Origin of the sequence: Thalassospira sp. MIT121401, from assembly GCF_047125595.1 — a bacterium.
GTDB classification, from domain to species: domain Bacteria; phylum Pseudomonadota; class Alphaproteobacteria; order Rhodospirillales; family Thalassospiraceae; genus Thalassospira; species Thalassospira povalilytica.
In genome coordinates this window covers 1,588,368-1,605,589 of sequence record NZ_CP138926.1, presented here as the reverse complement: position 1 = coordinate 1,605,589, position 17,222 = coordinate 1,588,368, and the positions used below count along the sequence as shown (strand labels likewise).

The following is a 17,222-nucleotide window of genomic DNA, read 5'->3' as shown; positions in this document are numbered from 1 at the left end:
GCTTTCGTATTGCAATATCAAAATACCGGTGGGGCGCAAACTGCTCTGAACCGGGCAAAAGGTCAAGTTCTTTCGCATGTCATGGCGGGCGTCTCAGCACTGCATCTTTGGCATGGCAGCGATATTTGATCTGACCGGTGCGGGGTTGCGCCCCTTATCCGGATTGCCAACAAGCCCACATAAATGATGATTGATCCTTTGCCCCGGCCTTGTGCCCGCGTATTGTTCCAACAATCAATCGCCCCGTTTCAAAGGAAAATACGGATGCCCCGCCACCCGGAAATTCGTTTGGCCCAAAAGCCCGACGTCCCCGCCATCCATGCCATGCTGCTTGAAATCGCCAAAACTACCGGCTGTGAGGACAAATTCAGAAGTACGCCCGATGATTTGGTCCGTGACGGCTTTGGCGACAGCCCGGCATTCGAGGCATTGATCGCAACCGATCACCAGACGCCGGTCGCGGTTTGTGTGTTTTTTCCCAGCTATTCAACATTTCGCGGCAAAGCCGGGCTTTATATCCAGGACCTTTATGTCGCGCCGTCTCATCGCGGGGGCGGTTTCGCCCGGCATCTTGTTGCAAATGTTGCCCGCCGAGCACGTGCATCCGGCAAAAGTTATATCCGGCTGTCAGTTGATGCCGAAAATATGGTGGGCCAACGATTTTACGAAAAGCTTGGGATGCGTCACGCAACTGATGAACGGATTTTCGTTCTTGATGGACCGGCATTCGACCATCTGGCAACAGAGGCCAGCTGATCTTGCTAGATTTTCGGTGCCGGGCCGACCGGGAAACGATCAAGGATGCGCTTTTTGATCTGATCGCGGACCTGACGATAGGCATCAAGTCTGGTTTCGCGCGATCCTTCGATCATGGTGGCGTCAAAGGTATTCCAGAATTCGACATCACAGGCCATCGTGCGGGTCATCTCCACCGCACGGTGCTGGGCCTCGGGCGACATGGTGATAATCAGGTCAAAGAACCCGTCTTCGAGCTGATCGAATGTCTTGGATTTATAGGATGAAATATCGAGCCCGATTTCATCCATCACGGCGATGGCAAAACCGTCAACATCGCCTGCACGTACGCCGCAACTTTCAACATAAACGCGTGTTCCGTGATAATGACGCAACAATGCGGCCGCCATCACGGAACGAACGGCATTGTAACTGCAGGCAAAAAGAACCGAGCCGGGAAGTTCTTCTGCCACGTCGCCTTAACCCCGGATGTGAAGAACACAAATCAGCGTAAACAGGCGACGGGCCGTATTTTCATCAATCGTCACCTTGTCGGTCAGAAGCTCGCGCAATTGCTCCGACCCTTCGTTATGCAGGCCGCGCCGCGCCATATCGATCGTCTCGATCTGGGCTGCACTGGCCTTTTTGATTGCGTCATAATAGCTTTCGCAAATCATGAAGTAATCTTTGACGATCCGGCGGAACGGCGACAAGGGCACGGGAATGGTGGTCAGGTTTTCACTATCATCATCGCCGCGCACATCCATATAGATGCGATTGTCTTCGATGCGCATATGAACCGAATACGGACCTTCGAACCCGCCAGCAGGCTCGAAGTGATTTTCTTCCAGCAGGTCGTAAATTGCCACAGCCTGCTCGTGCTCGACCTCGGGACGGCGACGCACCTTGTATTTTTCATCAAGATAAATACCGGCGATACACTGATTTGAAGCCATGGCTTTCTCCCTGCGGTCCCCTTACGCGCTGCACTGCAACAGCTTACATCTGGTTTGACCGGATCGCTACTGAAAGTCCGTGTGCCTGCAAACCTTCACTTTCTGCCAGTGCAATTGCGGCCGGCCCGATTTTGGCAAGGCTTTCGGGTGTGCACTTGATCAGCGAAGAACGCTTGATGAAGTCCAGAACCCCAAGACCGGAAGAAAACCGTGCCGAACGGGCGGTTGGCAGAACGTGGTTCGGCCCGGCGACATAGTCACCAATGGCTTCCGGCGTGTAACGACCCAGGAAAATCGCGCCGGCATGATGAATGTCTTCTGCCAGGGCGTCCGGGTCATCGACCGCCAGTTCAAGATGTTCCGGTGCGATCCGATCCACAAGGGCCGGAGCCTGCGACAGATTTTCGACCAAGACAATTGCACCAAAGTCGCGCCAGCTTGCGCCCGCGATTTCTGCACGTGGCAAGGTTTCAAGATGCGCATCAATGGCTTGTTGCACGCGATCGGCAAACCCGGCGTCATCGGTAATCAGAATCGACTGCGCAACCGGATCATGTTCGGCCTGCGACAACAGATCGGCTGCGACCCAGCTTGGATCGTTGCTGCCATCCGCAACCACAAGGATTTCCGACGGACCGGCAATCATATCAATGCCGACCTGACCGAAAACGCGACGCTTGGCCGCGGCAACAAAGGCATTACCCGGACCAACGATCTTGTCGACCGGCTTGATGGTTTCAGTGCCATAGGCAAGGGCTGCGACCGCCTGTGCGCCGCCGATACGGTAAATTTCGTCGACACCGGCAATACGGGCCGCGGCCAGAACCAGCGGGTTCATTTTGTTATCCGGGGTCGGCACAACCATGACAAGGCGTTCAACACCGGCCACCTTGGCCGGGATCGCATTCATCAGAACAGATGACGGATAGGACGCCAAACCGCCAGGCACATAAAGACCGGCTGCCGAAACAGCGCGCCAGCGCCAGCCAAGCTCAACCCCGGCTTCGTCGGTGTAACGTTCATCCGTCGGCATTTGCTTGGCATGATAGGCTCCAATGCGTTCGGCGGCCAGTTCCAGCGATTTAAGCAAGTCCGCATCAATATCGGCAATTGCAGCATCAACTTCGGCGGCACTGACCACCATGCCCTTGGCATCGATATTCAGACGGTCAAAGCGATTGGTATATTCACAAACGGCTTCGTCACCACGTGCACGCACGTCGGCGATGATATTGGCAACAGCGGCATCAACATCGGCATCCGATTCGCGCTTCATGCCCAGAAGCTTGACAAAGTCTTCTTCGAAATTGGCGTCCGTAATGGAAAGCTTAAGCGGCATTGACTACCTCGGAGAAACGGTCGATCCAGGGCTGAATATCAGTCGGGCGTGTCTTAAGAGCAGCCCGGTTCACAATCAGACGCGATGTCACATCGGCGATATGTTCAATCTCGCGCAGACCATTGGCCTTAAGCGTGTTGCCGGTCGAAACAAGATCAACAATACGACGACACAAACCAAGCGTCGGTGCCAGTTCCATCGCACCATTAAGCTTGATGCATTCGGCCTGCACACCGCGGGCTGCAAAATGGGTTCGGGTTACGTGCGGATATTTGGTGGCAACACGAACATGCGACCAGCGTGACGGATCATCGCCATCAATCATGTCTTCGGGTTCGGCAACAGCCAGGCGGCAATGCCCGATATTCAGATCCAGCGGCGCATAAATATCGGGATAGTCGAATTCCATCAGGACATCATTGCCGCATACACCGATATGGGCGGCACCAAACGCAACAAAGGTTGCAACATCAAAGCTGCGAACACGAATGATATCGATATGCGGATGATTGGTGGCAAACCGAAGTGCCCGGGATTTCGGATCATCAAATGCCGCTTCCGGTTCGATCCCGGCGGATCGGACCAGTGGCATCACCTCGTCAAGAATGCGCCCCTTTGGCAGGGCAAGCACCAACTTTTCGTCACTCATAAATCAGTCGCCTTACGCGTTTGTCTGTTGTCCCGATCGCTGTGCGATCACCACCGGCAAATCAGGCCGGAACGCGGACACGTTCGATTTGCGCCCCACAGGCCGCAAGTTTTTCTTCAAGCCGCTCATAGCCGCGATCAAGATGATAGACACGGTTAATAACCGTCTCGCCCTCGGCTGCCAAGCCCGCAAGCACCATGGATACCGATGCACGCAGATCGGTTGCCATCACTTCGGCACCTGAAAGCTTTGCACTGCCGCGTACGATTGCGGATCGGCCATGCACATTCACATCCGCCCCCATGCGTCCCAGTTCAGGCACATGCATGAAGCGGTTTTCAAAAATGGTCTCGGTAATCATCGAAGCGCCATTGGCAACCGACATCAGCGCCATGAACTGGGCCTGCATATCGGTCGGGAACCCCGGATAGGGTTCGGTCATGACATCAACACCGCGAAGGGTCGCACGGTTACCCCGTACTTTCATGCCGTCAGCAGTTTCTTCGATTTCGACGCCGGCCTTGCGCATCGCATCAACCAGGCTTTCGATCAGATCCATACGGGTTCCGGTCAACTCGATCTCACCGCCGGTGATGGCCGCTGCAATCGCATAGGTCCCGGTTTCAATACGGTCCGGTACAACAGAATATTCCGCACCATGCAGGCGCGGTTTGCCGGTAACTTTCAGGGTGTCAGTGCCGATACCCTCAATCTCCGCCCCCATTGCAACAAGGCAATGGGCAAGATCCGCGACCTCGGGTTCGCGGGCAGCATTGGCAATCGTGACAACTCCATCGGCAAGCGATGCCGCCATCAGCGCATTTTCAGTCGCCCCGACGGAAACCTGCGGGAACAGGACATGTCCGCCTTTCAGGCCTTCGGGCGCGCGGGCTTCGATATAGCCCTCTGTAAGGTGGATTTCAGCCCCCATGGCTTCGAGTGCCTTGAGATGCAGGTCAACCGGACGGTTCCCGATCGCACAGCCGCCCGGCAGCGACACACGGGCAATCCCGCAACGTGCAACGATCGGCCCCAATACCAGAACCGATGCCCGCATTTTACGGACCAGATCATAAGGTGCCGTGGTCGAGGTGATTTCCTTGGCGGTCATTTCCAGAACGCGGCCAGTGTGCCCGCCATTGGGCGCATGCCCGTTCAGATGCAACGCAACACCATGCTGGGCGAGAAGATTCGCCATCGAGGTGATGTCCGCCAGATGCGGCAGGTTGGAAAGGGTCAGCGTTTCATCTGTCAGCAGGGCGGCTGCCATCAGGGGAAGTGCCGCATTTTTGGCGCCGCCAATTGCAATTTTGCCCTGCAACCGGCGACCACCGGAAATCTTGATCTTGTCCATTCAATCCTCTTTGTGCTGCGCTTGCTCGCGCAGCGAACGCGCGTCTTGGCATCTTGATGCCAGATTGGTTGCCATGCCTTTATCACAGACGCGGCAAAGTGACACCTTTTTGGCCCATATATTTCCCTGCGCGATCCGCATAGGAGGTATCGCATTCGCTTTCGGCTTTCAGGAAAATGAACTGACAGGCACCTTCATTGGCGTAAATACGTGCCGGAAGTGGTGTCGTGTTTGAAAATTCCAGCGTCACATGGCCTTCCCATTCGGGTTCAAGCGGAGTGACATTGACGATGATGCCGCAACGGGCATAGGTCGATTTGCCAAGACAGATCACAAGTGTGTCGCGCGGGATGCGGAAATATTCCACGGTGCGCGCCAGTGCGAAACTGTTGGGCGGGATCACGCAGACATCGGTCTGGCGATTGACGAACCCGTCATCGGAAAATTCCTTGGGATCGACAATGGCCGAGTCGACATTGGTGAAAATCTTGAACTCGTCGGCAACACGGGCGTCATAGCCGTAAGAACTAACACCATAGGAGATCACGCCATCGCGCTTGAAGCCGTCAACGAACGGCTCGATCATGCCTTTTTCCTGCGCCATCTGGCGTATCCAGTGATCCGGTCTTACCGACATAGTGCCACCCCTTTGTTGCGAAACAGTCCCTGTGCTTTTCTGCACCTTCGGTTTTACCCGTGCCTGACCTTCAAGATCAACCAAACGATACGCCGTTAAGCGCTTTATGACTGCCTAGTGCGATCGCACCGCTTTGAGGCCGGCGACAACGGGTGGCAGCTTCGCAACCTAGTTACCGTGCTACTCGTTCGAACTGCCTTTGGTATCAGAGTCGCCAGCGCTATCCTTGCGCGATCGCTGCTGTTGTTTGCGCTTGGCCAGATTGGCACGAAGAGCTTCGGCCTCACGCTTCAGGCGTTCTTCATTCACCGCCGGGCGGATATCGGATTTCTTTGCAGTCATGGTTCGATTTGGGTTCCGGTGTGCGTAAGGGTTCAATCCTTGGACCTGTTATAAAACAGCAGGCGAAAAATTACAGCCGATCTTGACGAAAACAGGGCGAAAAGCAGCCTTGGACAATCATTCGGAAAACTTCGCATATTTCGGGCTTGACCAATTGCTGATCCGTGGCCTATAACCCGCCCGCACCGCATGGGGCATACGCTGCTGTAGCTCAGGGGTAGAGCACTCCCTTGGTAAGGGAGAGGCCGGGAGTTCAAATCTCCCCAGCAGCACCATCCCCCACCGGATTGCCTGATGATATCGGGCTGCTGTAGCTCAGGGGTAGAGCACTCCCTTGGTAAGGGAGAGGCCGGGAGTTCAAATCTCCCCAGCAGCACCATTTCCCCAAAATAGATCGCCAATGATGGCAAATGCCTGATGCGCTGCATTTTGCAGAAATCGCATCATCCCTTCTTGGGCGTTCGACAACGCCAGCAGACTTTGCACTATGGCGAGAGCGTGCTGGCAGGCTACCTGGCGACCAAATAGCGCAATGACAGTACCGTCGGATCCACCCCAAGCGTCTTGCGGCACAGGATTGCAAGGATTAGTGGGTAACCGGCAACAGACACGGCGGCGATGACAACGCCGCCCAACATGCCAACCTGGATCATGGCGACAGCCAAACCAATTACGGTCAATCCTGCCCATACAGAAACAATTTTTGTCATTGCCCTGTGGATGCCCGTCATATTGAGCAGCGCAACACTTGGTCCGCACGCGGCCTGAACCGCATAAGCAATCAGCATCATCCGCAAGTAAGGGACAGCACCTGTATAATCGTTACCAAACAGCGACAGCAATTCCGGCGCGAAGATAAAGAAAGCACCGCAAACAGGTACTGCCACCAGCAAGGAAAAGCCCGTCGCGCGCGAAACCAGGGACTGCAATTCCCAAGTATCATCTTTGGCCATGGCCCTTGAAAGAAACGGTGCCACGACCGAATTCACGGCCGTCAAGGCAAAGGCAACAAGCATCGCCAAACGAATGACCGCGCCAATTTCGCCGGCATCAAATGCGGATAATAGGACACCTGCCAGCACGACAGGCGACTGGTTCAACAGTGCGATGGAAAGTTGGGAAAACAGAACATTCAGACCAAGCTGAAGCCAAAGTCGGATGTCTGCCATCCTTGGATGAAAGGTGCTGCGCCATTTGATGTGTCCGCCCCTGATTACAAGGCAAAGCGCCGATACCATCGCAACACTTAGTGCAATGGCATAAGAACTGACGACTGTCAGAAGGGTCAGCTCCCCATGCAGCCAAAAATAGAGCGAAAGAAGACAAACGGCAAAGATCAGGGGCCTTACGACGGCTTCTCCCACTACCGCGCGTGAAACATTGGCATCAGCACGAATTGCCCCCTGCAGTACCGAAAGAATGACAGCCAACGGCAAGCACACGCCAGCCGCAAACCCGATCTCAAGACTATAGTTTCTGAAATGGACCAGAATGGTCGCTAGGACAACACCGCCAAGGATCGACAACAGTGCTGCGAACGCCAGAACAAAGCGCTGCATGCCACTGACAAGCTGCCGTTTTCCTTCTTCGCGATATTTGGGCAAGAACCGGACAATCGCGGTATCCATGCCGAACGTTACGACAGGAGCAGCCGAGATAATCAACCCAAGTATGACCGAGAAGAAGCCGAAAAGATCCTTGCCGCCATAGCGCGAGATAAACACGCTGGCCAGAAACATCATGCCCGCCGAAAACGCATTGGCGAACAGCACGAAGATCGCGGCAAATTTCAAGTTATCTTACCCGTAAAAAGACCGGTACCATTCAACAAAGTTGCCGATCCCGGTTTCAATCGATGTTGCCGGTTTGAAGCCGACGGCATCGGTCAGTGCTTCGACATCGGCATAAGTCGCCGGCACATCGCCATCCTGCATCGGCAGCATATTCTTTTCGGCCTTAACGCCCAATGCCTTTTCGATGGTCTCGATCATATACATCAGTTCGACCGGGCTGTTATTGCCGATATTGAACACGCGATACGGCGCGGAACTGGTCGCCGGATCGGGTTTGGCCGAATTCCAGTTCGGATTTGGTTGAGCAACCGTGGAAATACAACGGTAAACACCTTCGACAATGTCATCGATGTAGGTGAAATCACGCCGCATTTTGCCTTCGTTAAAGACGTTGATCGGACGCCCTTCAAGAATCGCCTTGGTAAACAGGAACAGGGCCATATCCGGACGTCCCCACGGACCATACACCGTGAAGAAACGAAGACCCGTCGTCGGCAAGCGATAGAGATGGCTATAGGTATGCGCCATCAGCTCGTTTGCCTTTTTGGATGCTGCGTAAAGGCTTATCGGGTGATCGACATTGTGATGCACGGAGAAAGGCATTTCCGTGTTCATGCCATATACCGAGCTGCTTGAAGCATAGACCAGATGCTTCACATTATTGTGGCGACACCCTTCAAGAATATTGGTGAAACCGACAAGGTTCGCATCGATATAGGCATGCGGATTTTCGATTGAATACCGCACCCCGGCCTGTGCAGCCAGGTTCACAACATATGTCGGTTTTTCCGTTGCAAACAGATCCGCGATACCCTCGCGGTTTTCAAGGTCCATGCGCACAAATTTGAAACCGGGCTTGCCTTCCAGACGGGCAAGTCGTGCTTCTTTCAGGTTAACGTCATAATAGTCATTGACGTTATCCAGTCCGACGACGGTTGATCCCTGCTCCAGCAATTTCAGGCAAAGGTGAGAACCAATAAAACCTGCTGCGCCCGTAACGAGTACTTTTTCGTTGGCGGGTATAACAAAGTCGGACATATGCGTATGAATTCCTGATTGAATTGATTGCAGCGACGATTACCGTACCGCCGAAATTTGGCTTTCCTGATATCAGCAAGCCACACGCTGCGCAAGACATGAGCGCCCCCACACCGGCATTGGAATCCGGTGCAAGACTCCGTGCGCATTTTCTGATAACCTGCGATGTATAGTCTTTTGCGTTCAAACTTGGAAACCACTTCGACATCAATGATTGCAGCGGGCCAAACCATAGCAAATCCGAATAGCGGCGGAATGGGCGTGATCCTGAATGTTCGGGAAATCGCGCAAACGTCTGACGGGCGCGTTCTGGCCGAATATGAAGCAGTCGAAGTCCAAAAAAATTCCCGATCAGGAACTGCTGCCTCCCCCTATTCCATCGGGGGAGAAGATAATAACAGCCTGCGGACGCGCATCGTTGATCCAAGAACATTGACCGAAGCACAGGCCGTCGCCGGTGGCGTAAGCCGGGCCGAGTATCGCGACGCTGTCAAAACCAATGAAGAAAATGGTGACACTTCTTCTGCAACTTCAAACAGCACAGATCTTGATCCCGCAGAAAAAGCCGTTGTGTCACAATTGCAGGCCCGGGATTCTGCCGTGCGTCAGGAAGAAGAAGCCCATGCGGCCGCAGCAGGCCCATATGGATCGGCCCCGCAATATACCTATCAGATAGGCCCGGATGGCAATGCCTATGCTATCGGGGGGCATGTCGATGTCAGCGTTTCGATGTCGGGCAGCAAGGCCGACCGTGATCGCGCACTGGCGACATTGCAGAACGCCGCCCTTGCGCCGAATGCGCCTTCTAGTGCTGACATGGCGGCCTTCCGACAGGCCAGTCTGCAGCGGGCCACCAGCAACGACGACAGCCCTGTATTCTCAGCGGAAGAATCCGCGACAAAAAATGCACGCGCCGATAGCAGCGACCAGCCAAGTCTTTCGATTTCCGTCTGATTTCCAACCTCCGGAAATGGCCTTGCGCCTCCCGCATACTATGCAATATGGGATAAAACATTGACTCCCGCACAAGCCGACCTATCTGATCGAATAGTTGAGGCTTTCAGAAACTATCCTGCCGTTTGACACGACCCCGGTTTTGTTGAATGCTGCGCACGCGTCCGGGGGGGACGCTTGAATTATAATCTAACTATTGCGCGTAACCGTGTCGTCAGTACGGGGAGCGTTTCCGGGGCCAATCATCAGATGTCAGAGCTTCGGACAAGAACGGGTACTGCATAAAAATGAACATCCTGCTAGCAGACGACCACGATCTCGTCAGAGACGGGATTACTTCCTTCCTTAAAATCGCAGCGCCGGAAGTTGAAGTCGCGCAGGCGAAGGATTTCGCAGAAGCACTTGCCGTCGTTGACGGGGAAACAGACGTTGAGCTGACAATCCTTGATCTCAACATGCCGGGCATGAACGGTTTGTCGGGGTTGACGGTCATGCGCCAGAAGCATCCGGAGATTCCTGTCGTGATCTTGTCAGGCTCGGTAAAGCGCAGCGACGTTCTGAATGCTCTTGAGCATGGTGCATCAGGGTATCTCCCCAAAACATTGTCAGGCAAATCGCTGATCAATGCCTTGCGCCTGATTCTGTCAGGGGAGAAATATATTCCTTCTGCATTGCTTGAAGATGACGGCTCGCAAATCCGTCCTGGCGAAATTGACCTTGAAGGCCTGGCACCCGACAACCCCCTGCGTCAGCTGACCAATCGTGAACGTGAAGTTCTTGGCCTGTTGACCAAAGGGCTTTCCAACAAGGAAATCGCCAAGCAGCTTACGGTTCGTGAAATCACGGTCAAAGTCCATCTGACCGGCATTTTCAAGAAGCTTGGCGCTGCCAACCGTACACAGGCTGTCAAAATTGCCATGCAGCTTGGTTGGGAAGCCTAAAGGCAACCAGCCTTCTGCCCGATATAAAAGACAAAAAAGCCCGGCTACGACCGGGCTTTTTCTTTGACCGGATCCTGTACTGCTCCGGCATCTACTCTGGCATCATTGAATACAGACTTCCGACAATTCATCCAGAATACCCAGAAGTTCCTTGAGGTTGAGTGGCTTGGACATCACCATCACCGGGGCATCGGCACCGTCATCGTCGACCGGGCGCTCTGCATCGCCGGGATGCCCGGTCATCACGATAACCGGCAATGCCGGGTCGCGGCTGCGCAGTTCCTTGACCAGGGCATTGCCGTCCATTTGCGGCATCCTGATGTCTGTAATCAGAATATTGGGCTGCACCACCGCTGCAAGTGCCAACGCATCTTCACCATCACTGGCCGCAGAAACGTTATAGCCCTGTGCTTCGAGATATCCCGATATGATTTCCATGGCGTCAACTTCGTCATCCACCACCAGAATTCTGATGTTCTGACGCGTTTCTGCATTCAATCCCGCGTCCCCTCCCGGGTGCCCTTCCGGCTCATATTCCGTCTGATCTGCATCGCTTGCGTCAAAGCTGACGATGGGAAGGGTCACTTCAAAACAGGCACCATCACCTTCGTTCCTGACATCAATCTTGCCACCCATTGCTTCCACAATGCCGAAACTGACCGACAGCCCAAGGCCCGTGCCCTTTCCAACATCCTTTGTTGTAAAGAACGGATGGAACAACAAATCAATGGCGGCTTCGGGAACGCCACCGCCATTGTCATTCACCGCCAGCTTAAGCACCTGATTGGTCTTGTCGACCATGGCGCTGACCCGGATAAGACCGCCGATATTTCCATCATCGCCATTTTCGTTAATCGCGTCGCGGGCATTGGTCAGCATATTGACAAGAACCTGTTCAAGCTGAACCTGGCGACCATTGACCAGACAGGCCTGGGCAGGTGGCACCACTTCGATTTCAATGCCCGAAAGCCGACAATCATGTTCAATCATGTCCACCGAACTTGCCACAGCACGCATCGGATCAAACGGCACGAAGTCATCATCATCAGGCCGGCTGTAAATCTGCAGATGCTTGATGATTTCCGACATGCGTTCGGTCTGGCTGCTGATCAGCGCCAGTCTTTCATGCTGAAAGACTGGCTTGACCGCATCAAGATCATATTGAAGCGCACAGGTATCGGCCGCCATGCGAATAACATTCAGCGGCTGGTTCATTTCATGGGCAACAGAAGCCGCCATTTCACCAAGGGTCGCAAGCTTGGACGTCTGGACCAGTTGGCGTTCGATTTTGCGCTTCTCGGTAACGTCTTCGGCCAGCATCAGCATCGCCGGCGCCCCTTCATGGGTAAACGCAATGGCGGAAACTTCGAGTTCCACATTGTCCCCAGCCGGGCGCTGACACATGATGGTGAAATCTGCACGCCCGGTGTATCCATCCCTGTAACGGGCAATATACTCGCCCAGCGTTTCCTTGCTTGCCGGATGAACCATTTCCATAAAGGACCGACCGATAAGGGCTGCACTGTCGTCTGCACCAAGGATCGAAAGCCCCTGCTGGTTGATATAGGCGATTTCTTCCCCGCTCAGGATGGAAATCAATTCGGGGGCAAGTTCAACCAGTTTGCGATAACGTTCTTCACTTTCCTTAAGAGCACGCTCGGCGCGTGATCGCTCAATCGCGTAGCGGATGGACCGTCGAATGGTGCGACCGTCCGGGAATTCCTTGGTCAGATAATCTTCGGCACCATGCTGAAGCGCCTCGAAAGCCAGTTCTTCATCCTTGTGTCCGGTCAACACAACAACCGGTGCTGTGTTGGCACAGTCCCTGATACGGCTGATGGTCGTCACGCCCGAAGAATCCGGTAATGTCAGATCCAGCAAAACAACATCAAAAACCGCATCAGGACCCTCTCCGTTCAGCACGGCCATCGCGGAAGTCAGATCGCTGCGATGTTCAATATCAAACGGCTCGCCGGTCTCCTCAAGGAGTGTGCGGACAAGAAACGCATCACCGGGGTTATCTTCCACAAGAAGAATGCGAAACCGTTGTTCAAGCATCAGATTGACTTCCAGCTAACAAATTGACGGGCCCCGTTTACCGGAAGTACCGATCGGGAACCTGCTGATTCTGCATGGTTTTGACCTTACTAGCAATCCTGCACGTCAATCAGAACTCGACCTTTGACCTGACCTTTCAGGATTTTCTCCCCCCAAGGCAGAATTTCGGACAAGGCAACCTTGGTCGTCGCTGCAGACAAATGATCGCTCGGCAATTGTCTGGCAAGGCGTTCCCAAGCCTTCACACGATAGTCATAGGGACACATCACCGAATCAATTCCGATCAGCCGAACCCCGCGCAGCAGGAACGGTATGACCGTAGCCGGAAGATCCGGACCACCGGCAAGACCGCATGCAGCCACCACACCGTGATACTTCATTTCTGACAATACATTCGCAAGTGTGCTGCTGCCGACACTGTCAATCGCACCAACCCATTTCTCGCTTAGAAGCGGCTTGCTGGTATCGGTCAATTCGTTGCGATCAACGATTGTCGTCGCACCCAGGTCACGAAGATACTGATGTGTTTCGGCACGCCCGGTCGATGCGGCAACCCGGTATCCCAGCGCCGCCAATATCGATACCGCAACTGACCCGACACCCCCGGCAGCACCGGTTACAAGAACCTCACCATCCTGATCAGGTGAAACACCCTGCTCCTCAAGGGCCATAACCGCCAGCATGGAAGTGAAGCCCGCCGTGCCGATGGCCATGGCCTGATCTGCCCCCAGCCCGTTTGGCAGCGGAACCAGCCAATCCGCCTTGACACGGGCATATTGCGCATAACCACCCCAGTGGGCCTCGCCCACGCGCCAGCCGGTCAGGATGACCTCATCACCGGGTTTATATCGCCGGTCCGTTGATGAAACGACCTCACCGGAAAAATCGACGCCAGGCACATGCGGATAGGATCGAACGAGGCGCCCCAATCCGTTCAGGATCATGCCATCCTTGTAATTAAGGGTCGACCATTTCACCCGAACCAGAACATCACCTTCTGGCAAATCTTCGGTCGTCAGATTTTTGAAACTGGCCGAAACGGACTTGTCCTGCTGATCAAGAACCAATGCACGGAATGTATCACTCATGACTTTCTTCCCTGTCTGACGGTTTTTATGACCAAAGGTTAGTCTTCGATCCCTACCCCGTCAAACCTGCTGTCCGGATCATGACAATTGTGTCAGACGACAGTGTCACTCGGCCAACCCCGGCTGGGTTGGCGAGACCGGGTATTGAGCACCCCCCCAAATGGCAATGACAACTATCGCGACGACAATAAGCAAAAGGTAAAGCCAGACCCGGCGCGTCGATTTCGCAGCACGCTGATCAAAAGAACCAACATCGTCCTGGATCTCTGGTGGCAAACTTCGATAGGACAACCAGCCTAGCAACGGCACAATGACAAGATCATCAAGCCAGCCAATACCAACAAGAATATCAGGCAAAAGATCGACTGGACTGATCAAATAGACCAGTCCGCCAAGCAGCAAAGCTTTCGACTTCCAGCTGACATTCCCCCGAAAAAGGGTCCGCAAAAGATTTGGGACAATCATCCAGACTGAAGATCTGATCTTGGGCATAGCCGCCTCCTGTCCTAAATCAGGGTTGGGTGCAGTCTTTAGGGTGCCAGTGTTTCAAACACATCTTTTTCCGGAGCATGACCCAAAACATTGGCCTGATGCCACAGCGCAAAGAAAAGAAGATGCCAGCAAGCCGCACCTTCGCGTTTTCCCGGTGTATTGAACAGTTTTTCAACCTTTGACGGGTCGGCGATTTCAAGTATGCCCGCCTGATTGGCAACCAAAGGTCCCAGACGCTTACCCTGTCCTGAAATCCATTCTGCAACCGGCACAGTAAAGCCACGTTTTTTCGCAAATGGATGGGCCATCGGCAAGCAGCGTTCCAGCCAGCTGCGCAGCAGGAACTTGCCAACTCCCTTGCGAACTTTAAGACGATCCGGCAACTGATAGGCAAATTCGGCAACCATCGGATCAAGGAATGGTGTTCGCCCTTCAAGCCCGTGTGCCATCAGCATGCGATCAAGCTTGATCAGCAAGTCATTTGGCAACCAGTCGGAACAATCAACAGCCTGCGCCACCGCAAGTCTCGAACGCTTTCCGCGGTTTTCCCGACTTTCAGACGCAGCAATCCCGTCGCGCCATCCTTCAAGCACATCGGGACGCAATACATCAATCTTGTCAAACGTCCCCTTGGACCGCATTACGCGCCCGCCCAGAAGAAGTGGCCGCATCACGGAACGATACCGCCCATACCCGCCAAACAGCTCATCCCCGCCTTCGCCGCACAGCACGACCTTGAAATCGCGTGCGGCTTCGCTGGCCAGTTTGTAGGTTGGAAGAATTGCATAATCTGCAACAGGATCATCCATCCGCGCAGCGACTTCCGGCAGAAGCGTCCAGAAATCACGTTCCGAGAACATGACCTCGATATGATTGGCGTTGCAAGCCTTGGCAACATCGCGCGCAATTTCTCGTTCATCATGCACGCTTGATGCTTCAAACGCTGCTGTATAGGCCGTTACCGGACGCTCATTCAGCCGGTGCATCATGCCAAGCAAGGATGCACTATCTACCCCGCCTGAAAGGAACATGGCGTAATCAACGTCTGATCGTTGATGCACCCTGACGGATTCTTCGAACACACGGTCCCAGTCGGTCAACGCTGCTTCAAGATGTGTGCCGACCGATGCACTGTCTCCAAGAACCTGACGACGGCGACGATCAATGATCCGACCATTGCTCAGCACAATGGTCTCGCCCGGCAGAAGCCGCTTGATCCCGTCAAAAATCATATCGCTGCCGGTTGTGAATTGAACCTGCAATAATTCGGAACGGGCATCTGCACGCACATCCCGACCAACCAGACCAGCCGCGATCAATGCCTGTGCTTCGGATGCAAAGGCGAAATATTCCGGCGTTTCGACATAGTAAAGCTGTTTGATGCCAAACGGATCGCGGCACAGAACAACCTGGTTTTCAACAGCATCATGAATGGCAAAGGCATACATACCGCGCAGGGCATCAAAGCCGTCAATATTGTCACGGGCATAGACCCGAAGTGCTGTTTCACTGTCTGAACGCGTCTTGAAACTGGCTTCACACAGGCTTTTGCGCAGCTCGACATAGTTATAGATCTCGCCATTGGCGACCAAGGCACTGCCATTTTCATGATAAATCGGCTGATCACCGGTATCGAGATCAATAATCGCAAGACGCGTCTGAATAAACCCGACGGGCCCCTTTACATATCGCCCCTCGCCATCGGGCCCGCGATGCCCCAACGCCGTGCATAGGCGATCAAGAATTTCGGGATCAAGGGTTTGCTTATCCTTGGCGATATAACCGGCAATTCCGCACATTAACGCGCAACCTCGTCAAAGAAAGCCTTGTATCTGGCAACCACTACGTCTTCGGTGAATTCGGCTTCAAATGCCGCACGACCGTTTGCTGACAATGTCTCGGACAAGCTCTTGTCGTCAAGGACCGTGCGAAGATCATTTGCCAATGCGGTTGCATCTTCGAGCGGGGACAGCAATCCGCTTTCACCTTGGGTGATCAACTGGACCGGTCCCTGACTTGCCTGGGCGACAACCGGCTTGCCATGCGCCCATGCCTCGATCACCATATTGCCAAGCGGCTCATGACGCGACGACGCGCAAAAGACATCACAGGTCGCAAACAGGTCGGCAACGTCACGCCGCCAACCCAGCAAACGTACGCGATCAGCAACACCGCATTCCCCGGATAGTTTCAGCAAGTCGTCTTTCAAATCACCAGCGCCCGCGATCCACAAATAGGCCCCCGGCACATCCACCAAGGCACGGATCAGGGTATCGAACCCCTTGTTTTCATGCAGTCGTCCCAGCCCTAGAATAAGCGGCGCATCGGACGGCGTGTTGAATTCGGCTCGATCAATCGCCGTGCCCGGGACCGCATCCACAAAGTTTGGCAGGTAATGGGTGCGCTCAACCGGCCACCCTTCGCGCACAAGATAGTCGCAAATATCCTTGGTATTTCCGATCAGATGATCGCAATCACGAAAATTCTTGAGCTTGTAATAGCCACCAAGCCGGGCGACCTTGGTGAACTCACCCGATGGTGTCATCCGGCTGGCCCGGTTCATCCAAGTAAGGACAATACGGGGTTTGTGTTTTTTGATTTGCTGGCGCAATCCCCAAGGGGTTCTCAAATCAAGACGCCCGCCAAACGGCAATTCATCAAAGGATACACCATTGGCCGCGAGAACCGGATTACGTCCTTCGTTCGGGCGGACAACGCAATGCTGATCAATACCGGCACGCTGAAAACCGCAGGCAAGGCGCACAAAAAACTCCTCGGCCCCGCCAAACGGACTTCCAGCCATGGTTTGCAGCAGCATTGTCATGCACCAATTCCCATCTGAGTTC

Annotated in this window: 17 protein-coding genes and 2 tRNA genes; 5 read left to right on the top strand and 14 right to left on the bottom strand. The window is 54.2% G+C overall.

Annotated features, from left to right (window positions below):
- Positions 1-264 precede the first annotated feature (264 nt).
- Entirely contained in the window at positions 265-756 is a 492-nt protein-coding gene (locus SIB88_RS07210; RefSeq protein WP_412557731.1) for an N-acetyltransferase family protein, read from the top strand.
- Positions 757-761: 5 nt separating this feature from the next.
- Here SIB88_RS07210 and SIB88_RS07205 read toward each other — a convergent pair whose 3' ends face one another.
- From SIB88_RS07205 to SIB88_RS07175, 7 genes are all read right to left on the bottom strand, one after another.
- Positions 762-1,208, bottom strand: a complete 447-nt coding sequence (locus tag SIB88_RS07205) for an arsenate reductase ArsC (protein WP_068519598.1) — start codon at positions 1,206-1,208, stop codon at positions 762-764.
- 6 nt (positions 1,209-1,214) lie between these two features.
- The gene (locus SIB88_RS07200; protein ID WP_068519597.1) at positions 1,215-1,691 is read right to left on the bottom strand and encodes a UPF0262 family protein; all 477 of its coding nucleotides are present in this window, start codon (positions 1,689-1,691) and stop codon (positions 1,215-1,217) included.
- A 43-nt stretch (positions 1,692-1,734) separates the two neighbouring features.
- Positions 1,735-3,030 (bottom strand): histidinol dehydrogenase, encoded by a 1,296-nt coding sequence (gene hisD / locus SIB88_RS07195; protein WP_412557730.1) that lies wholly within the window; start codon positions 3,028-3,030, stop codon positions 1,735-1,737.
- On the bottom strand, positions 3,020-3,679 hold the full coding sequence (hisG, locus tag SIB88_RS07190) for an ATP phosphoribosyltransferase (RefSeq protein WP_068519595.1): 660 nt from the start codon (positions 3,677-3,679) through the stop codon (positions 3,020-3,022). The genes hisD and hisG overlap by 11 nt, the downstream gene beginning before the upstream one ends.
- A gap of 61 nt (positions 3,680-3,740) precedes the next feature.
- The gene (gene murA / locus SIB88_RS07185; RefSeq protein ID WP_101245767.1) at positions 3,741-5,033 is read right to left on the bottom strand and encodes a UDP-N-acetylglucosamine 1-carboxyvinyltransferase; all 1,293 of its coding nucleotides are present in this window, start codon (positions 5,031-5,033) and stop codon (positions 3,741-3,743) included.
- A gap of 82 nt (positions 5,034-5,115) precedes the next feature.
- Positions 5,116-5,670, bottom strand: coding sequence for a dCTP deaminase (dcd, locus tag SIB88_RS07180; protein ID WP_062956196.1), 555 nt, complete (start codon positions 5,668-5,670; stop codon positions 5,116-5,118).
- A 180-nt stretch (positions 5,671-5,850) separates the two neighbouring features.
- Positions 5,851-6,012 carry a hypothetical protein gene (locus SIB88_RS07175; RefSeq protein ID WP_412557729.1) on the bottom strand — a complete coding sequence of 54 codons (162 nt, stop codon included), beginning with the start codon at positions 6,010-6,012 and terminating at the stop codon, positions 5,851-5,853.
- Between the two features lie 200 nt (positions 6,013-6,212).
- Here SIB88_RS07175 and SIB88_RS07170 point away from each other — a divergent pair.
- Positions 6,213-6,287 (top strand) — tRNA-Thr (locus SIB88_RS07170).
- 29 nt (positions 6,288-6,316) lie between these two features.
- Positions 6,317-6,391 (top strand) — tRNA-Thr (locus SIB88_RS07165).
- Positions 6,392-6,521: 130 nt separating this feature from the next.
- Here the strand turns inward: SIB88_RS07165 and SIB88_RS07160 are convergent.
- Positions 6,522-7,805, bottom strand: a complete 1,284-nt coding sequence (locus SIB88_RS07160; RefSeq protein ID WP_412557728.1) for an oligosaccharide flippase family protein — start codon at positions 7,803-7,805, stop codon at positions 6,522-6,524.
- Positions 7,806-7,811: 6 nt separating this feature from the next.
- Positions 7,812-8,843, bottom strand: a complete 1,032-nt coding sequence (locus SIB88_RS07155; protein WP_114113846.1) for an NAD-dependent epimerase — start codon at positions 8,841-8,843, stop codon at positions 7,812-7,814.
- Between the two features lie 255 nt (positions 8,844-9,098).
- On the opposite strand from SIB88_RS07155, the gene SIB88_RS07150 reads away from it, so the two are divergent.
- Both SIB88_RS07150 and SIB88_RS07145 read left to right on the top strand, forming a co-directional pair.
- The gene (locus SIB88_RS07150) at positions 9,099-9,797 is read left to right on the top strand and encodes a putative metalloprotease CJM1_0395 family protein (RefSeq protein WP_412557727.1); all 699 of its coding nucleotides are present in this window, start codon (positions 9,099-9,101) and stop codon (positions 9,795-9,797) included.
- Between the two features lie 287 nt (positions 9,798-10,084).
- The gene (locus SIB88_RS07145; RefSeq protein ID WP_068519590.1) at positions 10,085-10,738 is read left to right on the top strand and encodes a response regulator; all 654 of its coding nucleotides are present in this window, start codon (positions 10,085-10,087) and stop codon (positions 10,736-10,738) included.
- A gap of 102 nt (positions 10,739-10,840) precedes the next feature.
- On the opposite strand, the gene SIB88_RS07140 is transcribed toward SIB88_RS07145, so the two are convergent.
- The 5 genes from SIB88_RS07140 to SIB88_RS07120 form a co-directional block, all read right to left on the bottom strand.
- Positions 10,841-12,796 (bottom strand): response regulator, encoded by a 1,956-nt coding sequence (locus tag SIB88_RS07140; RefSeq protein ID WP_412557726.1) that lies wholly within the window; start codon positions 12,794-12,796, stop codon positions 10,841-10,843.
- A gap of 89 nt (positions 12,797-12,885) precedes the next feature.
- On the bottom strand, positions 12,886-13,884 hold the full coding sequence (locus SIB88_RS07135; RefSeq protein WP_412557725.1) for an MDR family oxidoreductase: 999 nt from the start codon (positions 13,882-13,884) through the stop codon (positions 12,886-12,888).
- 105 nt (positions 13,885-13,989) lie between these two features.
- Positions 13,990-14,376 carry a YkvA family protein gene (locus SIB88_RS07130; RefSeq protein ID WP_412557724.1) on the bottom strand — a complete coding sequence of 129 codons (387 nt, stop codon included), beginning with the start codon at positions 14,374-14,376 and terminating at the stop codon, positions 13,990-13,992.
- 38 nt (positions 14,377-14,414) lie between these two features.
- Positions 14,415-16,175: an asparagine synthase (glutamine-hydrolyzing) gene (asnB, locus tag SIB88_RS07125; RefSeq protein ID WP_412557723.1), complete on the bottom strand. Its 1,761-nt coding sequence runs from the start codon at positions 16,173-16,175 to the stop codon at positions 14,415-14,417.
- Entirely contained in the window at positions 16,175-17,200 is a 1,026-nt protein-coding gene (locus SIB88_RS07120; RefSeq protein WP_412557722.1) for a glycosyltransferase, read from the bottom strand. The genes asnB and SIB88_RS07120 overlap by 1 nt, the downstream gene beginning before the upstream one ends.
- Between the last annotated feature and the right edge of the window lie 22 nt (positions 17,201-17,222).